At 34.0% G+C, this 19434-nt stretch carries 17 protein-coding genes, 1 riboswitch and 2 other annotated features; of the genes, 13 read left to right on the plus strand and 4 right to left on the minus strand.

The window, feature by feature from the left end; all coding sequences use genetic code 11:
- Positions 1 to 31 precede the first annotated feature (31 nt).
- On the plus strand, positions 32 to 781 hold the full coding sequence (gene sfp, locus BAQ44_RS23635; RefSeq protein WP_071724168.1) for a 4'-phosphopantetheinyl transferase Sfp: 750 nt from the start codon (positions 32 to 34) through the stop codon (positions 779 to 781).
- 35 nt (positions 782 to 816) lie between these two features.
- Positions 817 to 1356 (plus strand): hypothetical protein, encoded by a 540-nt coding sequence (locus BAQ44_RS23640; RefSeq protein WP_063261120.1) that lies wholly within the window; start codon positions 817 to 819, stop codon positions 1354 to 1356.
- A 42-nt stretch (positions 1357 to 1398) separates the two neighbouring features.
- Here BAQ44_RS23640 and BAQ44_RS23645 read toward each other — a convergent pair whose 3' ends face one another.
- The gene (locus BAQ44_RS23645; RefSeq protein WP_001043960.1) at positions 1399 to 1671 is read right to left on the minus strand and encodes a non-specific DNA-binding protein Hbs; all 273 of its coding nucleotides are present in this window, start codon (positions 1669 to 1671) and stop codon (positions 1399 to 1401) included.
- A gap of 204 nt (positions 1672 to 1875) precedes the next feature.
- On the opposite strand from BAQ44_RS23645, the gene BAQ44_RS23650 reads away from it, so the two are divergent.
- Positions 1876 to 2643: a DUF3891 family protein gene (locus BAQ44_RS23650; protein ID WP_071724170.1), complete on the plus strand. Its 768-nt coding sequence runs from the start codon at positions 1876 to 1878 to the stop codon at positions 2641 to 2643.
- 161 nt (positions 2644 to 2804) lie between these two features.
- Here the strand turns inward: BAQ44_RS23650 and BAQ44_RS23655 are convergent, their stop codons facing one another.
- Together BAQ44_RS23655 and BAQ44_RS23660 are read right to left on the minus strand one after the other, a co-directional pair.
- Positions 2805 to 4172, minus strand: a complete 1368-nt coding sequence (locus BAQ44_RS23655) for an alanine/glycine:cation symporter family protein (RefSeq protein WP_071724172.1) — start codon at positions 4170 to 4172, stop codon at positions 2805 to 2807.
- Positions 4173 to 4279: 107 nt separating this feature from the next.
- A riboswitch (glycine riboswitch) is annotated at positions 4280 to 4399 on the minus strand.
- Between the two features lie 208 nt (positions 4400 to 4607).
- Positions 4608 to 5183: a hypothetical protein gene (locus BAQ44_RS23660; protein WP_071724173.1), complete on the minus strand. Its 576-nt coding sequence runs from the start codon at positions 5181 to 5183 to the stop codon at positions 4608 to 4610.
- Positions 5184 to 5357: 174 nt separating this feature from the next.
- Between BAQ44_RS23660 and BAQ44_RS23665 the strand changes: the two genes are divergently transcribed.
- From BAQ44_RS23665 to BAQ44_RS23710, 10 genes are all read left to right on the plus strand, one after another.
- Positions 5358 to 5690, plus strand: a complete 333-nt coding sequence (locus BAQ44_RS23665; protein WP_249024758.1) for a hypothetical protein — start codon at positions 5358 to 5360, stop codon at positions 5688 to 5690.
- Between the two features lie 195 nt (positions 5691 to 5885).
- On the plus strand, positions 5886 to 6506 hold the full coding sequence (locus BAQ44_RS23670) for a YdbC family protein (protein ID WP_071724175.1): 621 nt from the start codon (positions 5886 to 5888) through the stop codon (positions 6504 to 6506).
- Between the two features lie 186 nt (positions 6507 to 6692).
- Positions 6693 to 7400, plus strand: a complete 708-nt coding sequence (locus BAQ44_RS23675) for a pseudouridine synthase (RefSeq protein ID WP_001222159.1) — start codon at positions 6693 to 6695, stop codon at positions 7398 to 7400.
- A 125-nt stretch (positions 7401 to 7525) separates the two neighbouring features.
- Positions 7526 to 7749: a binding site (T-box leader), on the plus strand.
- A 37-nt stretch (positions 7750 to 7786) separates the two neighbouring features.
- Positions 7787 to 8009: a binding site (T-box leader), on the plus strand.
- Between the two features lie 44 nt (positions 8010 to 8053).
- Positions 8054 to 9973: a threonine--tRNA ligase gene (thrS, locus tag BAQ44_RS23680; protein ID WP_071724177.1), complete on the plus strand. Its 1920-nt coding sequence runs from the start codon at positions 8054 to 8056 to the stop codon at positions 9971 to 9973.
- Positions 9974 to 10225: 252 nt separating this feature from the next.
- Complete coding sequence (locus tag BAQ44_RS23685; RefSeq protein ID WP_071724180.1) at positions 10226 to 10993, plus strand: ABC transporter ATP-binding protein; 768 nt, start codon at positions 10226 to 10228, stop codon at positions 10991 to 10993.
- Positions 10994 to 11006: 13 nt separating this feature from the next.
- Positions 11007 to 12890, plus strand: coding sequence for an FtsX-like permease family protein (locus tag BAQ44_RS23690; protein ID WP_071724182.1), 1884 nt, complete (start codon positions 11007 to 11009; stop codon positions 12888 to 12890).
- A gap of 272 nt (positions 12891 to 13162) precedes the next feature.
- The gene (locus BAQ44_RS23695; protein ID WP_071724183.1) at positions 13163 to 14194 is read left to right on the plus strand and encodes an alpha/beta hydrolase; all 1032 of its coding nucleotides are present in this window, start codon (positions 13163 to 13165) and stop codon (positions 14192 to 14194) included.
- Between the two features lie 237 nt (positions 14195 to 14431).
- Positions 14432 to 15694 (plus strand): MFS transporter, encoded by a 1263-nt coding sequence (locus tag BAQ44_RS23700; RefSeq protein ID WP_249024757.1) that lies wholly within the window; start codon positions 14432 to 14434, stop codon positions 15692 to 15694.
- A 54-nt stretch (positions 15695 to 15748) separates the two neighbouring features.
- Positions 15749 to 16615, plus strand: a complete 867-nt coding sequence (locus tag BAQ44_RS23705; RefSeq protein WP_000929004.1) for an ABC transporter permease subunit — start codon at positions 15749 to 15751, stop codon at positions 16613 to 16615.
- A 1-nt stretch (position 16616) separates the two neighbouring features.
- Positions 16617 to 17618 (plus strand): ABC transporter permease subunit, encoded by a 1002-nt coding sequence (locus BAQ44_RS23710; RefSeq protein WP_071724185.1) that lies wholly within the window; start codon positions 16617 to 16619, stop codon positions 17616 to 17618.
- A 44-nt stretch (positions 17619 to 17662) separates the two neighbouring features.
- Here the strand turns inward: BAQ44_RS23710 and BAQ44_RS23715 are convergent, their stop codons facing one another.
- Positions 17663 to 19363: a pyruvate oxidase gene (locus tag BAQ44_RS23715; RefSeq protein WP_071724187.1), complete on the minus strand. Its 1701-nt coding sequence runs from the start codon at positions 19361 to 19363 to the stop codon at positions 17663 to 17665.
- Between the last annotated feature and the right edge of the window lie 71 nt (positions 19364 to 19434).

Below are 19434 nucleotides of genomic sequence, written 5' to 3' on the forward strand. Positions count from 1 at the left end.
TGATATTGTTTGTTAGAAGGAGAGAGTTTACATGATAGAGAGTAAAGTTGTAGATTCTGTACCAACTCTTAGTGAGAATGATTGTCAAATATGGTGGGCAAGAATTTCCGATTTACAATCATGGCATTACAATTTGCTAAATGATGTAGAACGAGAGAAAGCAAATTCATACCATCATTCGGCAGATCGTGCACGTTTTATAATAGGTTGTGTAATTAGTAGGTTAGTTCTTGGGCAAATACTTTCTATGTCGCCAGTTCAAGTACCAATTGATCGAATGTGCCCAGTATGTAAGTTACAACATGGCAGACCACAATTACCAGAAGGAATGCCACAGTTATCTGTTTCGCATTCGGGTGAGTGGGTTGTTGTTGCATTTACAAAGTCTGCACCTGTAGGCGTTGATGTTGAACAAATGAATCCAAATGTAGATGTTATGAAAATGGCAGAGGGAGTATTAACAGATTTTGAAATTGCGCAAGTTATGAAATTACCAGATGAACAGAAAATAGAAGGTTTTTTAACATATTGGACTCGAAAAGAAGCAGTGTTAAAAGCGACAGGTGAAGGACTAATGATTCCACCAGTAGAGATTACTGTATCAGCTCCTAATGATCCTCCAAATTTGTTAGTTTTTAAGGATAGACAAGAATTAGTAGAAAATACAAGGATGGAAGATATAAAGCCAAGTATAGATTATATGGCTTCCATTGCAATGTTTAGTAATGAAGTAACTGAAATCACACAGTTAGATGCAGTAGCGCTTTTAAATTATAAATAAGTTTAATAAAATATTTTATAGAAGAGGTGTTCCTCATGTTAGTAGCGGAAAATAGAAAAAATGAATTCACTTATAATGTACAAGCAATTAAAGATATTTTATTTTCTGGAGATACATCATCTATTCATGCTTTAGAAAAGCTTTTGAATGATACAGTTCAGTTCGATGTTCTCGAACAAGAGGTACTTGATAGACAGTACATTCCGAAAGAAGCAAAGAATTTCTTTGATAAAAATGGAACATTTCTTTACCGTGTATCTCAAGTTAGTTATAAAGGAAAAGTGTTATCTGAAAATCTTATTTTTGCGGACACTTCGTTTTTACCAAATACACTTAATTGTGAATTAGAGAGTGGAAACATTCCAGTTGAAAAACTTATAGAAAAGATGGAAGTAAGAAGAAATGTATTATACGAAGGATATCAGCCATCTGGGAATATTATTGAATTGTTTGATGGATGCTCTGTTAGGGCGAATGTGTATCCAACTAGAAAATATCAAATTGTAAGTAATTGCAAATGTATTTTTTATATTTGTGAAGTGTATCATGCAGAGAATATAAAAAATCTGCTTTAATAAAAAAACAAAAACCAGCCATTTTATAGGCTGGTTTCTTGTTTATTTCACAGCTTCTTTTAACTCTTTACCCGCTTTAAATGCTGGCACTTTACCAGCAGCGATTTGAATTTCTTCGCCAGTTTGTGGGTTACGTCCTGTACGAGCAGATCTTTCGCGCACTTCAAAAGTTCCAAAGCCAATCAATTGAACTTTATCGCCAGATTGTAATGCAGTAGCAATTGTGTCAAAAACAGATTGTACAGCTGCAGAAGCTTCCTTTTGAGAAATATCAGCGGATTGTGCCACGTTTTTAACTAATTCTGTTTTGTTCATGTTTTCACCTCATAAAAAGTTTTTTAGAATGAATGTTTTAGTATAATGGATAGTATAGAGAAAGCTATTTATATTGTTAGAAAGAATGCTATATAGTTATGTTAATTTCGTTGCAAGAAACTGAATCCCTGCTAATAATTAGGGATTAATTAAGAATTGATGTATAGAAAACACTGTAACATGAGGATGAGGGGGAGTATACGGATGATTTTTCGTGAAAAGGATGAGAAAGAAAGTATATTAATTCGTCAACATGATCATGGTTTTTTAGCTGGAGAAATTGCGAAGCATATAAAAGAAGATTTTTTTGAAGATGACACATACTTAAAAGCAGCTATTGATGCAATATATGAGCATGATAGAGGATGGATAGAACTTGATAAAGTTCCAATTTTGAATGATGCTAAAAATATCCCGTATACATTTATGGACTGTCCTAGCTCGTTACGCTTTGTTTTTTATACGATTGGTTTGAATGAAATTGAAGATTCAAATCCATACGGAGCATTACTTTGTAGTAAACATTTTTTATCATTCCCATTAAATGAGGAAGATGAAGAGATGATGTCTTTTTATAAACATGAATTGGAACGACAAAAAAGAATTTTGAAAACGTTAACAAAAGAACAATTTGCGATGTTCGATAAACATTATAGATTATTAAAGTTTTGCGATGAACTTTCTTTATATGTATGTATGAATAAACCTGGTGTAGAAAAGAAAGATGAAATTGATTTGTTTAAAGATGGTTTTGAAGGAACAGAAATGTTTAATAGTAAGGAGGAGAAACCTGTTCAAGCAGAGTGGGTGGACGAGGAAACAATTCGGATTACACCGTTTCCATTTCAAACCGAATTTCATACGTATGTAAAATATAAAACTATAAATAAACGTGAAATTGAAGGGAAAGGGATTGCAAAGGCTGATAGAAAAGCTGAAATGAAAAAGCAAAAGATTTGTTTCATACAGTAAGGTGCTAATTGATAAGGGTGACATATGTTCAGAAAGAAGGGGGAATATAGTTTTAGGAAAGAGAATCTTTGATTGTTAAGGTCACTCTTTCATATGAAGATTGAATAAGATAACGAAAAAAGGAATGCTCATTATGTATGAGTCATTCCTTTATCAATAGATTAACTTGCCTGCTTTTTATGACTTTCTTTCAATTTCTCTTCTTGTAAAAAGCGATTTGTTTCAGCTACAACAATACCACTTAACCCAATCAGACCAATTAAGTTTGGAATCGCCATAAGTCCATTTGCAATATCAGCAAACGTCCATACGATGCCTAATTTTAAACTCGCACCAATAGCAATCATGACGATAAAGATTGCTTTATAATATTTAACAGCGCCTTCTCCAAATAAATAAGCCACGCATTTTTCACCGTAATACGACCAGCCTAAAATAGTAGAGTAGGCGAACAATATAATCGCAATACCGAGAATCATACTACCAGCAGTGCCAAATACAGATTGGAACGCAAGTGTTGTAGCTTCAACGCCAGTTTTACCAGATTTCCATGCACCTGTAGTGATTAATACTAGCCCTGTAATGGTACATACAATAAACGTATCTAAAAAAGTACCAGTCATTGAAACTAAAGCTTGTTTTGCAGGTGAATCAGTTTTAGCAGCAGCCGCGGCAATAGGCGCACTACCTAAACCAGCTTCGTTCGCAAATACACCGCGTGCCATTCCGATTTGAATAGCTGATGCAACTGTTGCACCGATAAAACCACCAGCAGCTGCAGTACCATTAAACGCACCTGAAAAAATAAGTGAGAATGCTTCTGGAATTTGATCGTAGTGATAGAAAATAATAATAAGACCAGCAATGATATAAAAGAAAGCTTTAATAGGAACGATATATCCTGTTACTTTCCCAATTTTTTTAACGCCGCCTAAAATAACAATAGCAATTAAAAAGGACATGAATATACCAGTTAAAGCAGGGGGAAAAGAGAAATTAATTCGCATTGCCTCTGCTACTGAGTTAGATTGCACCATATTACCGATACCGAAAGAAGCAGTTGTACCGAATATAGCAAATAAAACGGCAAGCCATTTCTTACCTAAACCACGTTCTAAATAATACATTGGTCCACCTGAATATTCACCATTTTCATTGCTAACACGGTATTTCACCGCAAGAATTGCTTCGGCATATTTTGTTGCCATACCGAACAAAGCAGTAATCCACATCCAAAAGATTGCACCGGGTCCACCGATTGTCACAGCAGTTGCAACACCGGCTATATTTCCCATACCAATCGTTGCCGCCATAGCTGTCATAAGTGCTTGGAAGTGGCTAATATCTCCAGATGAAGATGTATCTTCTGATTTTTTAAATGCTAGTTTGTGTGCGTATAATAGTTTACTAAACTGTAAACCCTTTAAACGCACTGTGAGAATGATACCAGTACCAACGAGTAACAACAACGTTGGTAATCCCCACACATAGTGATTGATTTGTTCTAATACTGTACTTACTGTCTCCATCTGTATTCTCCTTTTTTAGAAAAAATAAAAACCACTTCAAGTAAATGAAATGGTCTCTGGAGAAACAAGGGATAGAAAAATAAACCGATACAAATCGGCTTTTTCTTTCGCTTGTCTCTGTCCTTTTACCTGAGAGATTATCCGCTATAGTAGCGGATTTGCTCCTTCGGTGCTCGTTTTCCTCCGCGCTATATAAAGCGAGAGGGAGTCTCTCCAGAGATTCGTCCCCATGCAGTTCTACTTGTAACCAAGACCTGAGAGTTTCAAAGTTGGTTCAGCAACTTTTTGCCCCGTCGGTAGATCAATAGACCTTCTCCTGAATGGTTCATCCGAATTATAAAAATTATAAGAACATTGATTGTAAATCAATAAAAATATTATAGACAGACAAAATGTGAAATGCAATCTTTTTTTATTTTAAAATAGTAACCAGCTTTATTTTTTTGCAAGTTTTAACTTAACTTCAACTTCATTTAACGTAGATAAAGCGAGAACAATATGTTGATCCGCAAGTCCTAAAGCATGTTTAGTATTTTCAATTGTTTCATTTGATGGAGTAGAGTTATTTGCTCCGTCTATGATTAAATCTGCTGCATTTTTCATAAATTTAGAAGCAGTCTTAAATTCAGTTGTGAAATAAACTAGTTGTTCTTGTATTTGTACTTCCGATATATTTTCATTAATTTTCAAAGTATCTATTTCGTTTATAATTTTTTCGTATTGCTTGGAAATAGCAGTCATTGTGACTAATAGTTTATCTTTGTCTACTGAATCTGCGTTCGTGTTAATCTCTTCCCAGGCAGGCAACCAATCTTTTTCGATGATGTCATTATAATTTGTCGTTAATTCATCAATTTTTGGTTGTAATTTAGTTTTAAAACTTTTTGTATCAATTGTTTCTACGGTAGTTTTTTCGTTAATTTTTTTATCTGTGGTTGTGTAGAAAATCGTACAGGTAATAATAAAAATAGAAATAACTATTGTCCATTTATTAAAAAATAATTTCTTCAATGGGTAATACCTCCAAAAATAAATATCTTTTAATTATAATATATAACAATAATATTGTTGATAATAGAGAAAATAGTCTGGAATTGATTTAAATTATATTTTTTCTATACATAAATAATTAAAATAAGTAAAATGGTGAAAGTAATATAAGAGAAAAGAGGGTTTTTAGTGAAAATGAATAGAAAAAAACTAGTTTCAAATATTTCAATGGCCATGCTATTAGTTAGCTTATTTGCACTCATATATCTGGACAAAGAATCTAAAATTGAAGATTTTCCAGTACCAATGTCAGCAATCTATATTAACGATGATAAGGAAGAGGATTATAAATATATAAGTGTAATGCCTATTACAAAGGCAAGTGGATGGGAGAACTTAGGGGAAAACGGGCATACTGTTAGTTTTAAAAAAGGAGAGAGGAAGGTAACTGTATTACATTATCCAGGAGAAATTACGTATTCTATATTTGAGCAAAAGATGAATAAGGGAGATAAGAAAAAGGTGTAATTCGTTACGGGCTACATCTTTTCTTTTTTATTCTGAATTATTTGAAATAAAATCAAATAGATGGTTTGATAGATGTAGTGATAAATAGGATTCGTTCTGTATGTGGATAAGGAGTATTGAAGGGAACATAAAATTATTATGTAAACTAAAGGTTGTAGGTGGAAGATAAATTATATCCTAAGGGGGGAATTAAAAATGTTACTAAAAACAATCTATTGTAAAGTGGAAGAAGAGAAAAAAAACTTATTTTCAAAAGCACAAGAAAAATGGCGTGATATACAGCATCTAGATGGATTTCAAGGACAATTTGGTGGATGGAATAAAAATGAGGCATGTGTATTTGCTTTATGGGAAGATCGAGGTGCATATCAATCATTTATGAATGGTTCTCACGATACCATTTATGTAAATAGTAATCAAGAGGATACGTTTCTTTCATGTGAAATTGAATTGTTTCAAACGTTGTATGATATTACTGATATGCCTTTGAAAAACGTTGTTACAGAAGGGGCATTCGTCAGAGTTGCTATATGTGATGTAAAGGTTGGAAAGGAAAAGTATTTTTTACATAAACAAGAAACAATTTGGAATACAGGAATGGAAAAAGCAAAAGGGATGTTAGCTGGATTTGTTGGGAAGTCTTTAAAAACTGAAAATCGTTACATAGTGTTAACTTATTGGAAAGATGAAATGGCACATCAAAATTATGTAGAAGAGATTTTCCCTGATTTGTATAAACTAGCTAATATTCATGATGACTTAGAAGATATACGAGGTAAACAAGCTATATGTAAGGAAGAGTGGCTTGTATATTAAGTGTACAAAACGTGCATAAATGAATGTATAATAAAGATATTTTCTTATAAACGAGTAATTAATAGAAGACGTTATATACCCTTTCATGTTAATATATTTAAGTTATAATAGAAGGCTTACCCTTTTGTATTGTACGGTAGAAGCAGTGTGAGCTTGAAATTTTGTTTAGAAAAGGATGTGCCTAATTTGCGTATCAATAAATTTATTAGTGAAGCTGGAAAAGCGTCTCGACGTGGAGCAGATAAATTAATTAATGAGAGAAGAGTAATTATTAACGGTAAGGTTGCAAAAATTGGTGACCAAGTCAATCCAGGTGATGATGTACGCGTAAATGGAGAGCAACTTCGTATTGCTCGAGATCACGTATATATTGCTTTAAATAAACCAGTAGGTATTACATGTACGAGTGAAAAAGCTGTAAAAGGTAACATTATCGATTTAGTGAACCATCCTTTACGAATTAGTCATATTGGACGTCTTGATAAAGACTCAGACGGTTTAATTTTGTTAACGAATGATGGTGATATCGTTAATGAAATTTTACGTGCTGAAAACAAACATGAGAAAGAATATATCGTTTCAGTAGATAAGCCAATTACACCTGATTTCTTAGAAAAAATGGCAGCTGGTGTGAAGATTTTAGGAACGAAAACACTTCCTTGTGAGATCACACAGTTATCAAAATATGAGTTCAACATTATTTTAACCCAAGGGCTAAATCGCCAAATTCGTCGTATGTGTGAGGCTTTAGGTTATCAAGTATACACGTTAAAACGTACGAGAATTATGAATATTGAATTGAATAATTTACCTGTTGGACAGTGGAGAGATTTATCGAAGAAAGAGAAACGACGTCTATTTTCAGACTTAAATTACGAACCACAAGATTGGTAAAATTGAGAAGGGGAAACCAAGAATCTATTTTTGGTTTCTTTTTTTATTAAATAAAAAAACTTTTTTAAACACTTGCAATAATAAAATGAATAGGATATAGTAAATAACAATTAATGGATGTACTCATAAAAGCAAAGAAAAGGACACGAGTTATTTTGCCCGGTTATACAGAGAGGGAAGGAAAGCTGAGAACTTCCTAACGCAGAAAAATAACTTACCACCTTAGAGCTGCACTAGGGAAATTAAGTATCTAGTGCCGTGTAAGCGACGTTATCGCAAAAGAAGCCATTATGTTTTTTATGATGGGAATCTGGGTGGAACCACGAATATAAGCATATTCGTCCCTAATTTTTAGGGATGAATATGCTTTTTTGCATTCAATTTCATAATAAGCGAAGAAAAGGACACGAGTTATTTTACCCGGTTATACAGAGAAGGAAGGAAAGCTGAGAACTTCCTAACGCAGAAAAATAACTTACCACCTTAGAGCTGCACTGGGGAAATTAAGTATCTAGTGCCGTGTAAACGACGTTACCGTAAAAGAAGCCATTGTATGTTTACGATGGGAATCTGGGTGGAACCACGGGTATAAGCACACTCGTCCCTATTTTAGGGATGAGTGTGCTTTTTATTATGAAATGGAGAGATGAAAAATGAAAGAACAAATGATTGAAATTAAATTTCCAGATGGTAGTGTTAAAGAATTTGCAAAAGGAATTACTTTAGAAGAAATTGCTGGATCCATTAGCAGTAGTTTGAAAAAGAAAGCAGTAGCGGGGAAAGTAAATAATCAGTTATATGATTTACGCCGAAATATTGAAGAAAATGCGGAAGTAGAAATCGTTACTATAGATTCAAATGAAGGGGTAGAAATTGCAAGACATTCTGCGGCACATATTTTAGCGCAAGCTGTAAAGAGAATGTATGGCAATGTAAACCTTGGTGTAGGGCCTGTTATTGAAAATGGATTTTATTATGATATGGATCTTCCAAGTAGTGTGAACGTAGAAGATTTACCGAAAATCGAAAAAGAAATGAAAAAGATTATAAATGAAAATGTAAAAATAGAGCGAGTTGAAGTCTCAAGAGAAGAGGCGAAAAAACTGTTTCATGAAATGAATGATCACCTGAAATTAGAATTGTTAGAAGCAATTCCTAGTGGGGAAAGTGTAACACTATATAAACAAGGTGAATTTGTAGATTTATGTAGAGGACCACACATACCGTCAACAGGCTATTTGAAAGCATTCCAATTAACTCACGTTTCCGGTGCATATTGGCGAGGTGATAGTAACAATCAAGTGCTTCAGCGTATATATGGCGTTTCATTCTCTTCCCAAAAAGAATTAGAAGAGTATTTACATTTCGTTGAAGAAGCCGCAAAGAGAAATCATCGTAAGTTAGGTAGTGAGCTAGAGTTATTTATGTTTTCAGAAGAGGCTCCGGGAATGCCATTTTATTTACCGAAAGGCCAGATTATCCGAAATGAATTAGAAGCATTTTTAAGAGAAATTCAAAAAGAGTATAAGTATCAAGAAGTACGTACTCCGTTTATGATGAACCAAGAATTATGGGAGAAATCAGGGCACTGGGGACATTACAAGGATAACATGTATTTCTCAGAGGTAGACAATAAAAGCTTTGCATTAAAACCGATGAACTGCCCAGGACATATGCTAATGTTCAAAAATAAATTACATTCTTATCGTGAATTACCAATTCGTATGTGTGAGTTTGGTCAAGTACACCGACACGAATTTAGCGGGGCATTAAACGGATTATTAAGAGTACGTACTTTCTGCCAAGATGATGCTCATTTATTTGTAACTCCAGAACAAATTGAAGATGAAATTAAATCCGTAATAGCGCAAATTGATTACGTTTATAAAACTTTTGGATTCGAATATGAAGTAGAGCTTTCTACTCGTCCAGAAGATTCAATGGGGGATGATAAGTTATGGGAGCAAGCAGAGGCGTCTTTAGCAAATGTATTACATTCATTGCATTATAAATATAGACTAAATGAAGGTGAAGGTGCATTTTACGGACCGAAAATCGATTTTCATATTAAAGACGCTTTAAATAGAAGTCATCAGTGCGGAACAATCCAGCTAGATTTCCAAATGCCAGAGAAGTTTGATTTAAATTATATAGATGAGAAGAATGAAAAGAAAAGACCAGTTGTTATTCACCGGGCAGTATTAGGATCTTTAGATCGTTTCTTAGCTATATTAATTGAACATTTTGGAGGTGCATTCCCGGCATGGGTAGCACCAGTTCAAGTAAAAGTCATTCCTGTTTCAAATGCAGTTCATGTACAATATGCAGATGAAGTTGCAGATAAATTAGCACAAGCTGGTGTTCGTGTAGAACGAGATATGCGAGAAGAAAAATTAGGATATAAAATAAGAGAAGCACAAATGCAAAAAGTTCCTTATGTTCTTGTTATTGGGGATAAGGAAATGGAGAACGGAGCTGTAAATGTACGTAAATATGGGGAAGAAAAATCAGAAGTTATTGAATTAGGTGTATTTGTGGAAAGTATGAAAGAGGAAATAAATAATCGGAAATAGAGTTTGAAAAGAAAACACACCACTTCAAAATGGTGTGTTTTCTTTTTTACCTTACAAAAATGTAAGGTAAATGTAAGCGAAATCGAAGGAACGAGTGTTAGAAAAGTGAGAATATGAAATAGGAAAAAGGTATGCGTAACTCGTACAATACTTTCTGGTTGAAAAATTAAAAAATTCTTAAGGATTTACATGAGAAAAAGATAAGAAATATGTGAGAAATTAAATTTATACAAAAGGGATGGAGTGAAAGAGATGTCAACAAATGTAGTTACTGTAGAAAGTGTAGAAAAAACGTATGGGAAAAGAAATGAGAATCAGTCAAAAGCATTAAGGGGTGTGTCATTAAGTATTAAAGAAGGGGAATTCGTCGGGATTATGGGTCCTTCTGGCTCTGGAAAAACGACACTACTTAATGTGATTAGTACACTGGATCAAGCGACAGGTGGCAGTGTGACAATAGCTGGCACAAATATTACTTCAATGAAGGGGAATGCTTTATCAGATTTTCGATCTCAAAAATTAGGGTTCATTTTTCAAGATTTTAACTTACTAGAAAACTTATCAATTTATGAAAATATCGCTTTACCACTTTCTTTGCAAGGAGTACCTTCAAGTGAGATTACTGGAAAGGTGAATGAGGTTGCGAAGAAATTAGGGATTACTGAAATTTTAACGAAATATCCAACTGCTGTTTCTGGTGGACAAAAGCAAAGAACAGCGGCAGCTCGAGCTTTAGTACATAATCCAGCAATCGTATTAGCAGATGAACCGACAGGAGCGCTTGATAGTAAAAATGCAAAAAGCTTATTAGAAGCGATGCAAGATTTACATGAAAATCACAATGTAAGTATTTTAATGGTAACGCACGATGCGTTTAGTGCCAGTTATTGTGAACGTATTTTATTTATTCAAGATGGCCTTCTATATAAAGAGTTAATGCGTCAAGGAACGCGAGAAAATTTCTATCAAGATATTTTAGGTGTGCTCGCTCATATGGGCTCAGCTGCTGAGTCTAAGTAGGGGAGGCGAGACTATGTTATTCAAATTATCACGTCATAGTATGAAAAAAATGTTAAAAGATTATATGGTTTTACTTATTGGTCTCGTTATTAGTATTAGTATCTTCTACATGTTCCAAACGATGGCGATGAATAGTGAATTTACGAAGGATAATAGTCTTATTAGTAGTATTAGACTCGTATTCTGGGTAGGTGCCATCCTATTATCGTTTATTACTGTATTTTATATTATATATGCCAATTCTTTCTTGCTCACATTAAGAAGAAAAGAACTCGGTATGTACATGATGCTCGGTGCGAAAAAGAGAAAAGTAGCACAATTATTATTTATTGAAACATTCGGTATGGGTATTGTTAGTATTATTATCGGGATTTTAGTAGGGATGTTACTTGCAAGTGTAGCAGGAAACTTTTTAATGAATGGTATGGAAATTTCAGCGAAAGGTAGTTACTCATCTGTATATACACCAGCAATCTTAGTTACAGCTATTTTCTTCTTAATACTATTTTTTATTACTGGTTTAATGAATAGCATCCGGTTATTACGTAAAACAGAACTAGAGTTAATTCGTGAAGATGAAACACTAGATGAAGTGAAGAAAAGTAAAACTCGTATTATTATAATGACAGTACTCGGTATATTGCTAGTAAGTACAGGATACTATTTTATGGTAAATATAAAAACATTTGCCGAACTTGGCTTTATAATAGCGACAATCGTTACAACACTTGGAACATATTTTATCTTTAGTTCATTGCTCCCGTTTTTTGTGATGAAAATTAAAGGGAATAAAAAACGAAATGAAACGGGCTTAAATAGTTTTACATATGCCCAGCTACGTTTTCGAGTAAATAGTTTATCGAGAGTATTAGGTACGGTAGCGATGTTAATTGCATTAGGTGCAGGAGCAATGACGGCAGGTATGGCGTTCCAAAAAAATGTAGGTATTATGACAGACTTTTCTCGTGTATATGATGTTGTAATTCATGATCCAAATGATCAAGACTCAGCGGCCTTAAAAGAAATGGAAATTGTGGAAGAAAGCAAATATAAGTATAAAGTAGATGGAGAAGCGGTTTATTATTTACGTAACGACTTAACTGCGAAACCACCACTTGTTTCCGATCACTTTGATACAAAAACTTTAAAAGAGCCTGCTCGTAAACGTGTGGCTGAATCTTTAACTGAACCTGTATATTCTGCTTTGGAAGCTCCCGAAGCAGCGAATAAGCTTCCTCGTATGCCACAAGATTGGGAAGATGCGGTTGTAAGAGAAATACAAATTACACATAATCAATTTAACGGAAAACCTGTAAGAATTGCTGATGAAGAACACTACAAAGCAGTTCAAGGAACGGAACATAGTGTAACATTAGCAATAGTAGATGATATGAAAAAATATAAACCATTGTTGCTCGATATAGATAAGAGGCAAAAAGAATTAATTGAAACAACAACAGGTACAAAAGTAGAACTATATACAAAAATGACAATTTATCAGTTTATGAACAGTTTCATGAGTGGAACAATGTTTATGGGATTTTTCCTTGGAATTGCCTTTTTAGCAATGATGGCAAGTTCGCTAATGTTCAAAATATTAACAGGTGCTTCTCGTGATGTACGCCGTTATGAAATGTTACGAAAAATCGGTGTGAGACGTAGTATGTTAACAAAAAGTATATATAAAGAAATTTCATATTTATTTATCTTCCCAGCGATTATTGGAATTTCCCACGTGTTAGTAGGGCTTAACTTATTCAGCTTTATACTAGTTGACCCGTTTGTAAAGGTGTGGGTGCCGATAGGGATTTTCTTAGTCATTTATTTCATCTATTACTGGATTACTGTCCAACTTTATAAAGGTATGGTAATGCCGAAAGAAGAAGTAGCGAAATAGTTTAAGAAAAGAGCCCTTGTTTAGAAAACAAGGGCTCTTTTCTATATTTGTAATACATTGTGAATGAGTTTCTCTACGAATTGTGTATTGAAAATTAAGAAAATATTAAGAGTTTATATAGCGGAAAGTTAAGAAGTGTATGGGATATTAAGAATGTGCAAACGAGCAAGATGAAATTAGAGAGAGAAATTGTTATATGTTCATATTATTTTGAGGGAGTTTTACAGAATTAAATTGATGTTTTTATAAATTTTAAAGAAAGGAGACTACTTATGAAGAAGATAAAAAAATTAATAAAACTTATTGGTGTCATCACTACACTATTATTAATCGTAGCACTAATATTTCCTACATGGACCTCGCAAATAAAAGGGAAGAGTAGTATAAGTACATTAGAGCAAGTAGAGATAAATGGAAGTGGTCATGAAATTATGATACGCGGCAAAGATAGGAACAATCCGGTTATTATTTTTGTACATGGTGGACCAGGTACTTCAGAAATACCATATGCGCAAAAATACCAAAACTTATTGGAAGAGAAATTCACAGTTGTTAATTACGATCAAAGAGCGAGCGGGAAGTCGTATCATTTCTTTGAAGATTATTCGAATCTTACATCAGATCTTCTTGTAGAAGATGTATTAGCTATGACAGATTATGTTTCAAAACGTCTTGGTAAAGAAAAAGTAATATTGGTTGGTCATTCTTACGGTACATATATTGGAATGCAAGCTGCCAATAAAGCTCCTGAAAAATATGAAGCATATGTTGGCATAGGGCAGATGAGTGATACAGTAGAAAGTGAAATGGATAGTCTAAACTATGTGATTGAACAGGCACAAAATGCTGGGAATACAGATGAGGTTTCCTATTTAAATGGGTTGACTGAAAAAATTAAAAATGGTGATACATACACTCCGAGAAATTATGTTACGAAATATGGTGGAACATCAAGACTTATTGAAAATCCAGATGGTGATAACATCGGAATGTTACTCAGTAATGAATATAACTTGTTAGACGTAATTCGTTATAATGTTGGATTATCGCATTCTCAAACTGTCTTATTAGAAAAGGATTTAATGAGTCCATTGCCTACTAAGGTGACTAAAATGAAGCTACCGCTTTATTTCCTTATGGGGACATATGACTATAACACTTCATTTCAGGCAGCAAAAACATATTTTGATACGATTGAAGCAGAACAAAAAGAATTTATTACTTTTGAGAAATCAGCTCATTATCCACAATTTGAAGAGAAAGAAAAATTTTACAAGTGGATGTGCGATACATTTGTAAAATAAATAAAGTGTATCTGAACTTTAGAGAATTAATATAGTTAGCGAGACGTATCAAGATTTTTGATGCATGGTATTAACTGAAGCGAAGTTATATAAAAAGACTCTTGTATAAATGACAAGAGTCTTTTTATAATGTTCTCGATACAGAAGGAAAAGATTGGATAATAGTCGAAAAATATAATATAACTTCCAAGAAATGACTAGATTAATAAAATTTTGTCGAGAGAAAGGATACGAAGTATGAAAGAAATGCTACAGTTATTTCGCAACAAAGTGTATGCACGTTTTTTTCTAGCAAATATTTTAGAGCGACTCGGTTCTATGATTGCTGGAGTTTCTTTAATGTTTTATTTGCTAGATCAATACGGAAAACAACCAGTTTACGCAACGATGACACAAATTATGATGGCATTACCTGCATTAATCTTTTTTCTATTAGTAGGGACAGTAGTAGATCGTTTTGATAGACAGCGTATATGCACGGTAAGTAACATATGTTGTTCGCTCTGTAATATTGGAATTCTAATTTCGCTTTATTACGGGATGATTATACTCGTCTTTATATTTTTATTTTTGGAAAATGCATGTATACAATTTTTCTCTCCATCAGAACAGTCGATGATACAGGGAGTAGTTGAATCCGATCAATACGGTGCAGCAGCAGGTGTGAATCAAATGGTGAATAGTTTGTATGCTTTGTTTGGTGTAGGAATTGCAACGATGGTGTACTGGACTTTTGGAATATACGGGAGTATTTTAGTAAATACGCTCACTTTTATTATGAGTGGTATTTTGATTCAAACGATCTCCATTCCAGAAAAAGTGCGTTTGCCAAACGGTAGAACAAAATGGAAAGAAGTTAATTTGAAAATGTTAATAACAGAGTTTCAAGAAGGGATCAAGTATATATATCAAAATGACACTTTAAAAAAATTACTTTTAGGATTTATCGTATTTGGACTATTAAATGGTATTTTAAGCGTATCCACTACTTACATATTAAAATATAAATTAGCACCAACAACGTATGAAAGTTTAGCGATGGTGGGTGGTGTAGTTGGAGGGATTTCATTACTAATTGGAAGTATAGTAGCAACAAGTGTAGGGAAGAAATATGCACCAAAGCCTATTATTGTCTTTGGTATGGCGGGCTCAGGGGTCTTTTTCGGTATGTGTTACTTTGTAAACTACGTATGGTCTTTTTATGTATGTATCGCTTTTGCAACTTTCTTTTTACCATTTATTAATGTTGCAATCATGGGTTGGATGTATGAAATTGTAGAAGAGTCATTTATGGGACGTGTTCAAAGTTTACTTAGTCCATTAACGACAGGATTCCAGCTATTATCTCTCGGTGCGATAGCGATGTTATTCCCGAAATGGATTAATGCAGATACATTGTTTATTATTTTATTTAGTTTATTATTTTTTGTTACGTGTTTATATCAAACCATTTTACCTAGTGGGAAGAAACGGGTGCAAAGTATAGCTGAAGAGATATAATAAATGTGGTTTTTGATTTCTGAATATTCTATTGGATGGTAAGGAGAAATCGTTATGTTGATGCGAATTGCTAAATGGTGTGGGGTTACTTGTTTACAATTAGTAGCTGCCATTTTATGTATAATCTGTCTAGGCGCGCTACCGCGTTTATTTAAGGGTTTGCAAATTGATTTAATCGGTTTTTGGAACACGATTGTCTTTCTTGGAGGGAAGATACTTCAACCGGGTGAAATTACATATGGATTTCGAGACTCAAGAAAATTATTTCCGCAAATATGGATTCATTATTTTGAAACGATGATTGTATTTCTATCAGCGTTTTTACTATCTTTGCTTATAGCGTATATACTTGTCGTTTGGGTATTGCAGCGTTCTCATATGAAACAAAAAATGTGGAACGGGGTTTTTCTTACGCTTGAGAGTATACCGGATATTTTACTTATTTTATTATCGCAACTTCTTGTCGTAATTATGTTTCAAAAAACAGGATTTATGCCGGTCAAACTGGCTGGATTAGGGGAAGAAAGGATACGTTTGTTACCAATTATATGTCTTACAATACCAACAACATTATTGTTTATTAAACTGTTGTTATTACGGTTTAAAGAAGAATTAGAGAAAGATTATAGTTTGTTTGCTAAGAGTAAAGGGCTAAGCTTACGGCATATTTTGACACATCATATTTCAAGAAATGTTTTATTAACGACAATTTATTACGCGAAAACAAATATTTTATTTATGCTTTCTAATTTATATATTATTGAATGGATATTTAATACATATGGTATGTTTGTTTTTGTAAAAGAAAATTCTAAATTAGAAATATTTACAGTGAGTCTAGTAATATTATACGTACCGCTTTTTATACTATTTCGTATATTGCATACGCTTTTACAAAATGTTATAAAGGAGCGTGTGTAACATGTGGCAAGTTGTAAAAAGAGATGTGAGATTTTGGATAGGTATTACTTTTTTGAGTGTACTAATGATTATTAGTATTGGATATACGGTGTTTTTTGATGGGAATATTCGTGAACTTACGATGATGTATAACGAAAAAGGAGAATTAGAGGCAGCTCCATTTTCGCCATCAAGTAAATTTTGGTTTGGAAGTGATGTGAAAGGCCGCGACCTTGTTCAATTAATAATAGAAGGCGCGAAATGGACAGTTGGAGCGAGTATAATTATAGCGATATTACGAGTTATAGTTGGAGGTGGAATTGGTTTACTTCTTGGAATGTATGGTAAACGTTCTTTTCCAGTTATTTCATCCTTTTTTGATCCTTTTAGTATCGTACCGATGGTTATGATTTCTTATTTTATGTTAAATGAAGTTTTAACGTTTGATAGTGGAGCAGAAGTTGTGCCGTTGCATTTGCGTGTGGCATTTCAAATTATAGTACTTGTATGCCTTGCGGTACCAACGGTTATGTTGTATGTAGCGCAAGAAGTAAAGCGTATTAAGAAAGAAGAATTTATGTTGGCAGCTACTGTGCTCGGCGGAAGTAAGTGGCATAGGTTGAAGCGCCATATATGGCCGCATATGTTACCATCATTTCTTTTATTAGTAGCTCAACAATTTGTAAGTGTACTATTACTTCTTTTGCATCTTGGATTACTTAAATTGTTTTTTGGAGGAACGATATTATTTGGATTAGATGCAGATAGTGTAACAAAAGAATGGACTGGTCTAATTGGTCAAAACTTCCGCCATTTAACTACACATACATGGATTGTACTTATACCGATTGCTTTTTATAGTATGACAATTTTAGCGGGAAATCTAGTTAGTAATAGTATGCAAGATGCGATTAAACTAGGAAATGTAAAAATACCTAAGAGCAAGGATAAAGAGGTAAAGGCAGAGAAACGAGTACAGACTAATGTGAATGATTTTTCCTTTTATAGAGAGATACAAAAATAAAAAAGATAGCTGAAGACAAATCGTTTTCAGCTATCTTTTTTTGTTTATAGTGGTGGTAAATCAATCTTACCTTCTTCAAATAATTCTTTTATCATATGCTTCGTATAACCAGCGGCCTGACCAAAGGTGATTTTTGCTGGCATTGGTGCTTCATTTACATCAACAACAACATCAATAATACACGGTCTATTTTGCTTTACCGCACTTTCGAAAGCAGGAAGTAGTTCATCGACATTCTCAACACGGTATCCAATACCCCCGCACGCCTCTGCGTATTTTGCAAAATCAGGGTTTGTTAAGTCTGTACCAAATTCGATATTCCCCATAACTTCTTGTTCGAATTTAATCATGGCGATTTTATTATTATTTAAAACGACGACAACGATGGGCAGTTTATATTTAACAGCTGTTACGAAATCGTTCATTGTCATTCCGAAACCACCATCACCACAAACAGCAAATACTTGTTTATCCGGGAAAGCAATTTTTCCAGCAAGGGCACCAGGTAAACCGCAGCCAAGTGTTGCGAGCCAGCTAGAAATAATAAATTGCTGATTTGTCATACGGAAGTGCCTTGCTGTCCAAACGGTTACATTTCCGACATCGACTGATAATATTGCATCATCATGAGCTACTTGTTGCAGTGCATGCATAACACGTTGTGGCTTAATTGGAGTAGAAGTATCGTCTTCTTGATCGTGTAATTTTTCCTCCCACTTTTTCATCATTTCTTGATGATGCTCTAAGAAAGAATGGTCCTCGTGTTTTTCTACATTTTCAATTAACCATTTTAATGTTTTATCAGCATCACCAGCTAAGCCGATATCTGTTACGTAACGTTTTCCGATTTGGGCAGGATCTGTATCGATATGGATTGTTTTTGCTTTTTCGGGTAAGAAACCGGTGAACGGATAAGAAGTACCAACCATAATTAAAGTATCTGCATGTTTCATTGCATCATAAGAAGGTTTCGTTCCAATTAATCCTAATCCACCGATACAAAGTGGATGTTCGTCAGGGATAATTCCTTTAGCTGGTAATGTAAGTACAATTGGAGCACCAATGTGTTCTGCGAAAGTAAGTAAAGATTCTCTCGCATGTTTTGCACCTTTTCCAGCTAAAATAACTGGCTTTTTCGCTTCATTTATTGCGAGTTTTGCAGCGTGTAAATCTTCTTCTTGCGGAAATAACTCAGGTAATGTAAAAGAAGTATTTGTAACACGAGCACTACTTTTTACTTCGAATTTCGGAACATCATCTGGAATTGTAAGAACAGATACACCTTTTTTCGTATAAGCCATTCGAATCGCTTGATTTACGACAGCTGGTAGCTGTTCTGCTGACATAATGCGCTGGTTATAAACCGCGACATCATCGAACAATCTTTCTAAGTTTACTTCTTGGAAAAAATCCGTTCCAAGTAAATCGGTTTCTACTTGACCAGAAATTGCTAAAACAGGTGCTTTATCGAGTTTGGCATCATATAAACCATTTAATAAATGAATAGCACCCGGTCCTGCGATTGCCATACAAACGCCGAGTTTGCCTGTTAACTTAGCATAGGCAGCAGCTGCAAGTGCGCCAGCTTCTTCATGGCGAACTTGAATGAATTTGATTTTATCTTGTTTTTTTCTTAAAGCTTCAATTATAGAATTGATAGAATCTCCAGGCATTCCGTAAATGTGTTCTACTCCCCAGTCAATTAATAGGTCAACTAGTGCTTCACCGGCTGTTTTCCCAAACATAATGTTTCCTCCTTATAATTAGGTAGATACTATTATGGTTTGGAGAAAAAGGAAAAATATACAAATGATAA

It is taken from the genome of Bacillus mobilis (assembly GCF_001884045.1).
GTDB lineage: Bacteria > Bacillota > Bacilli > Bacillales > Bacillaceae_G > Bacillus_A > Bacillus_A mobilis.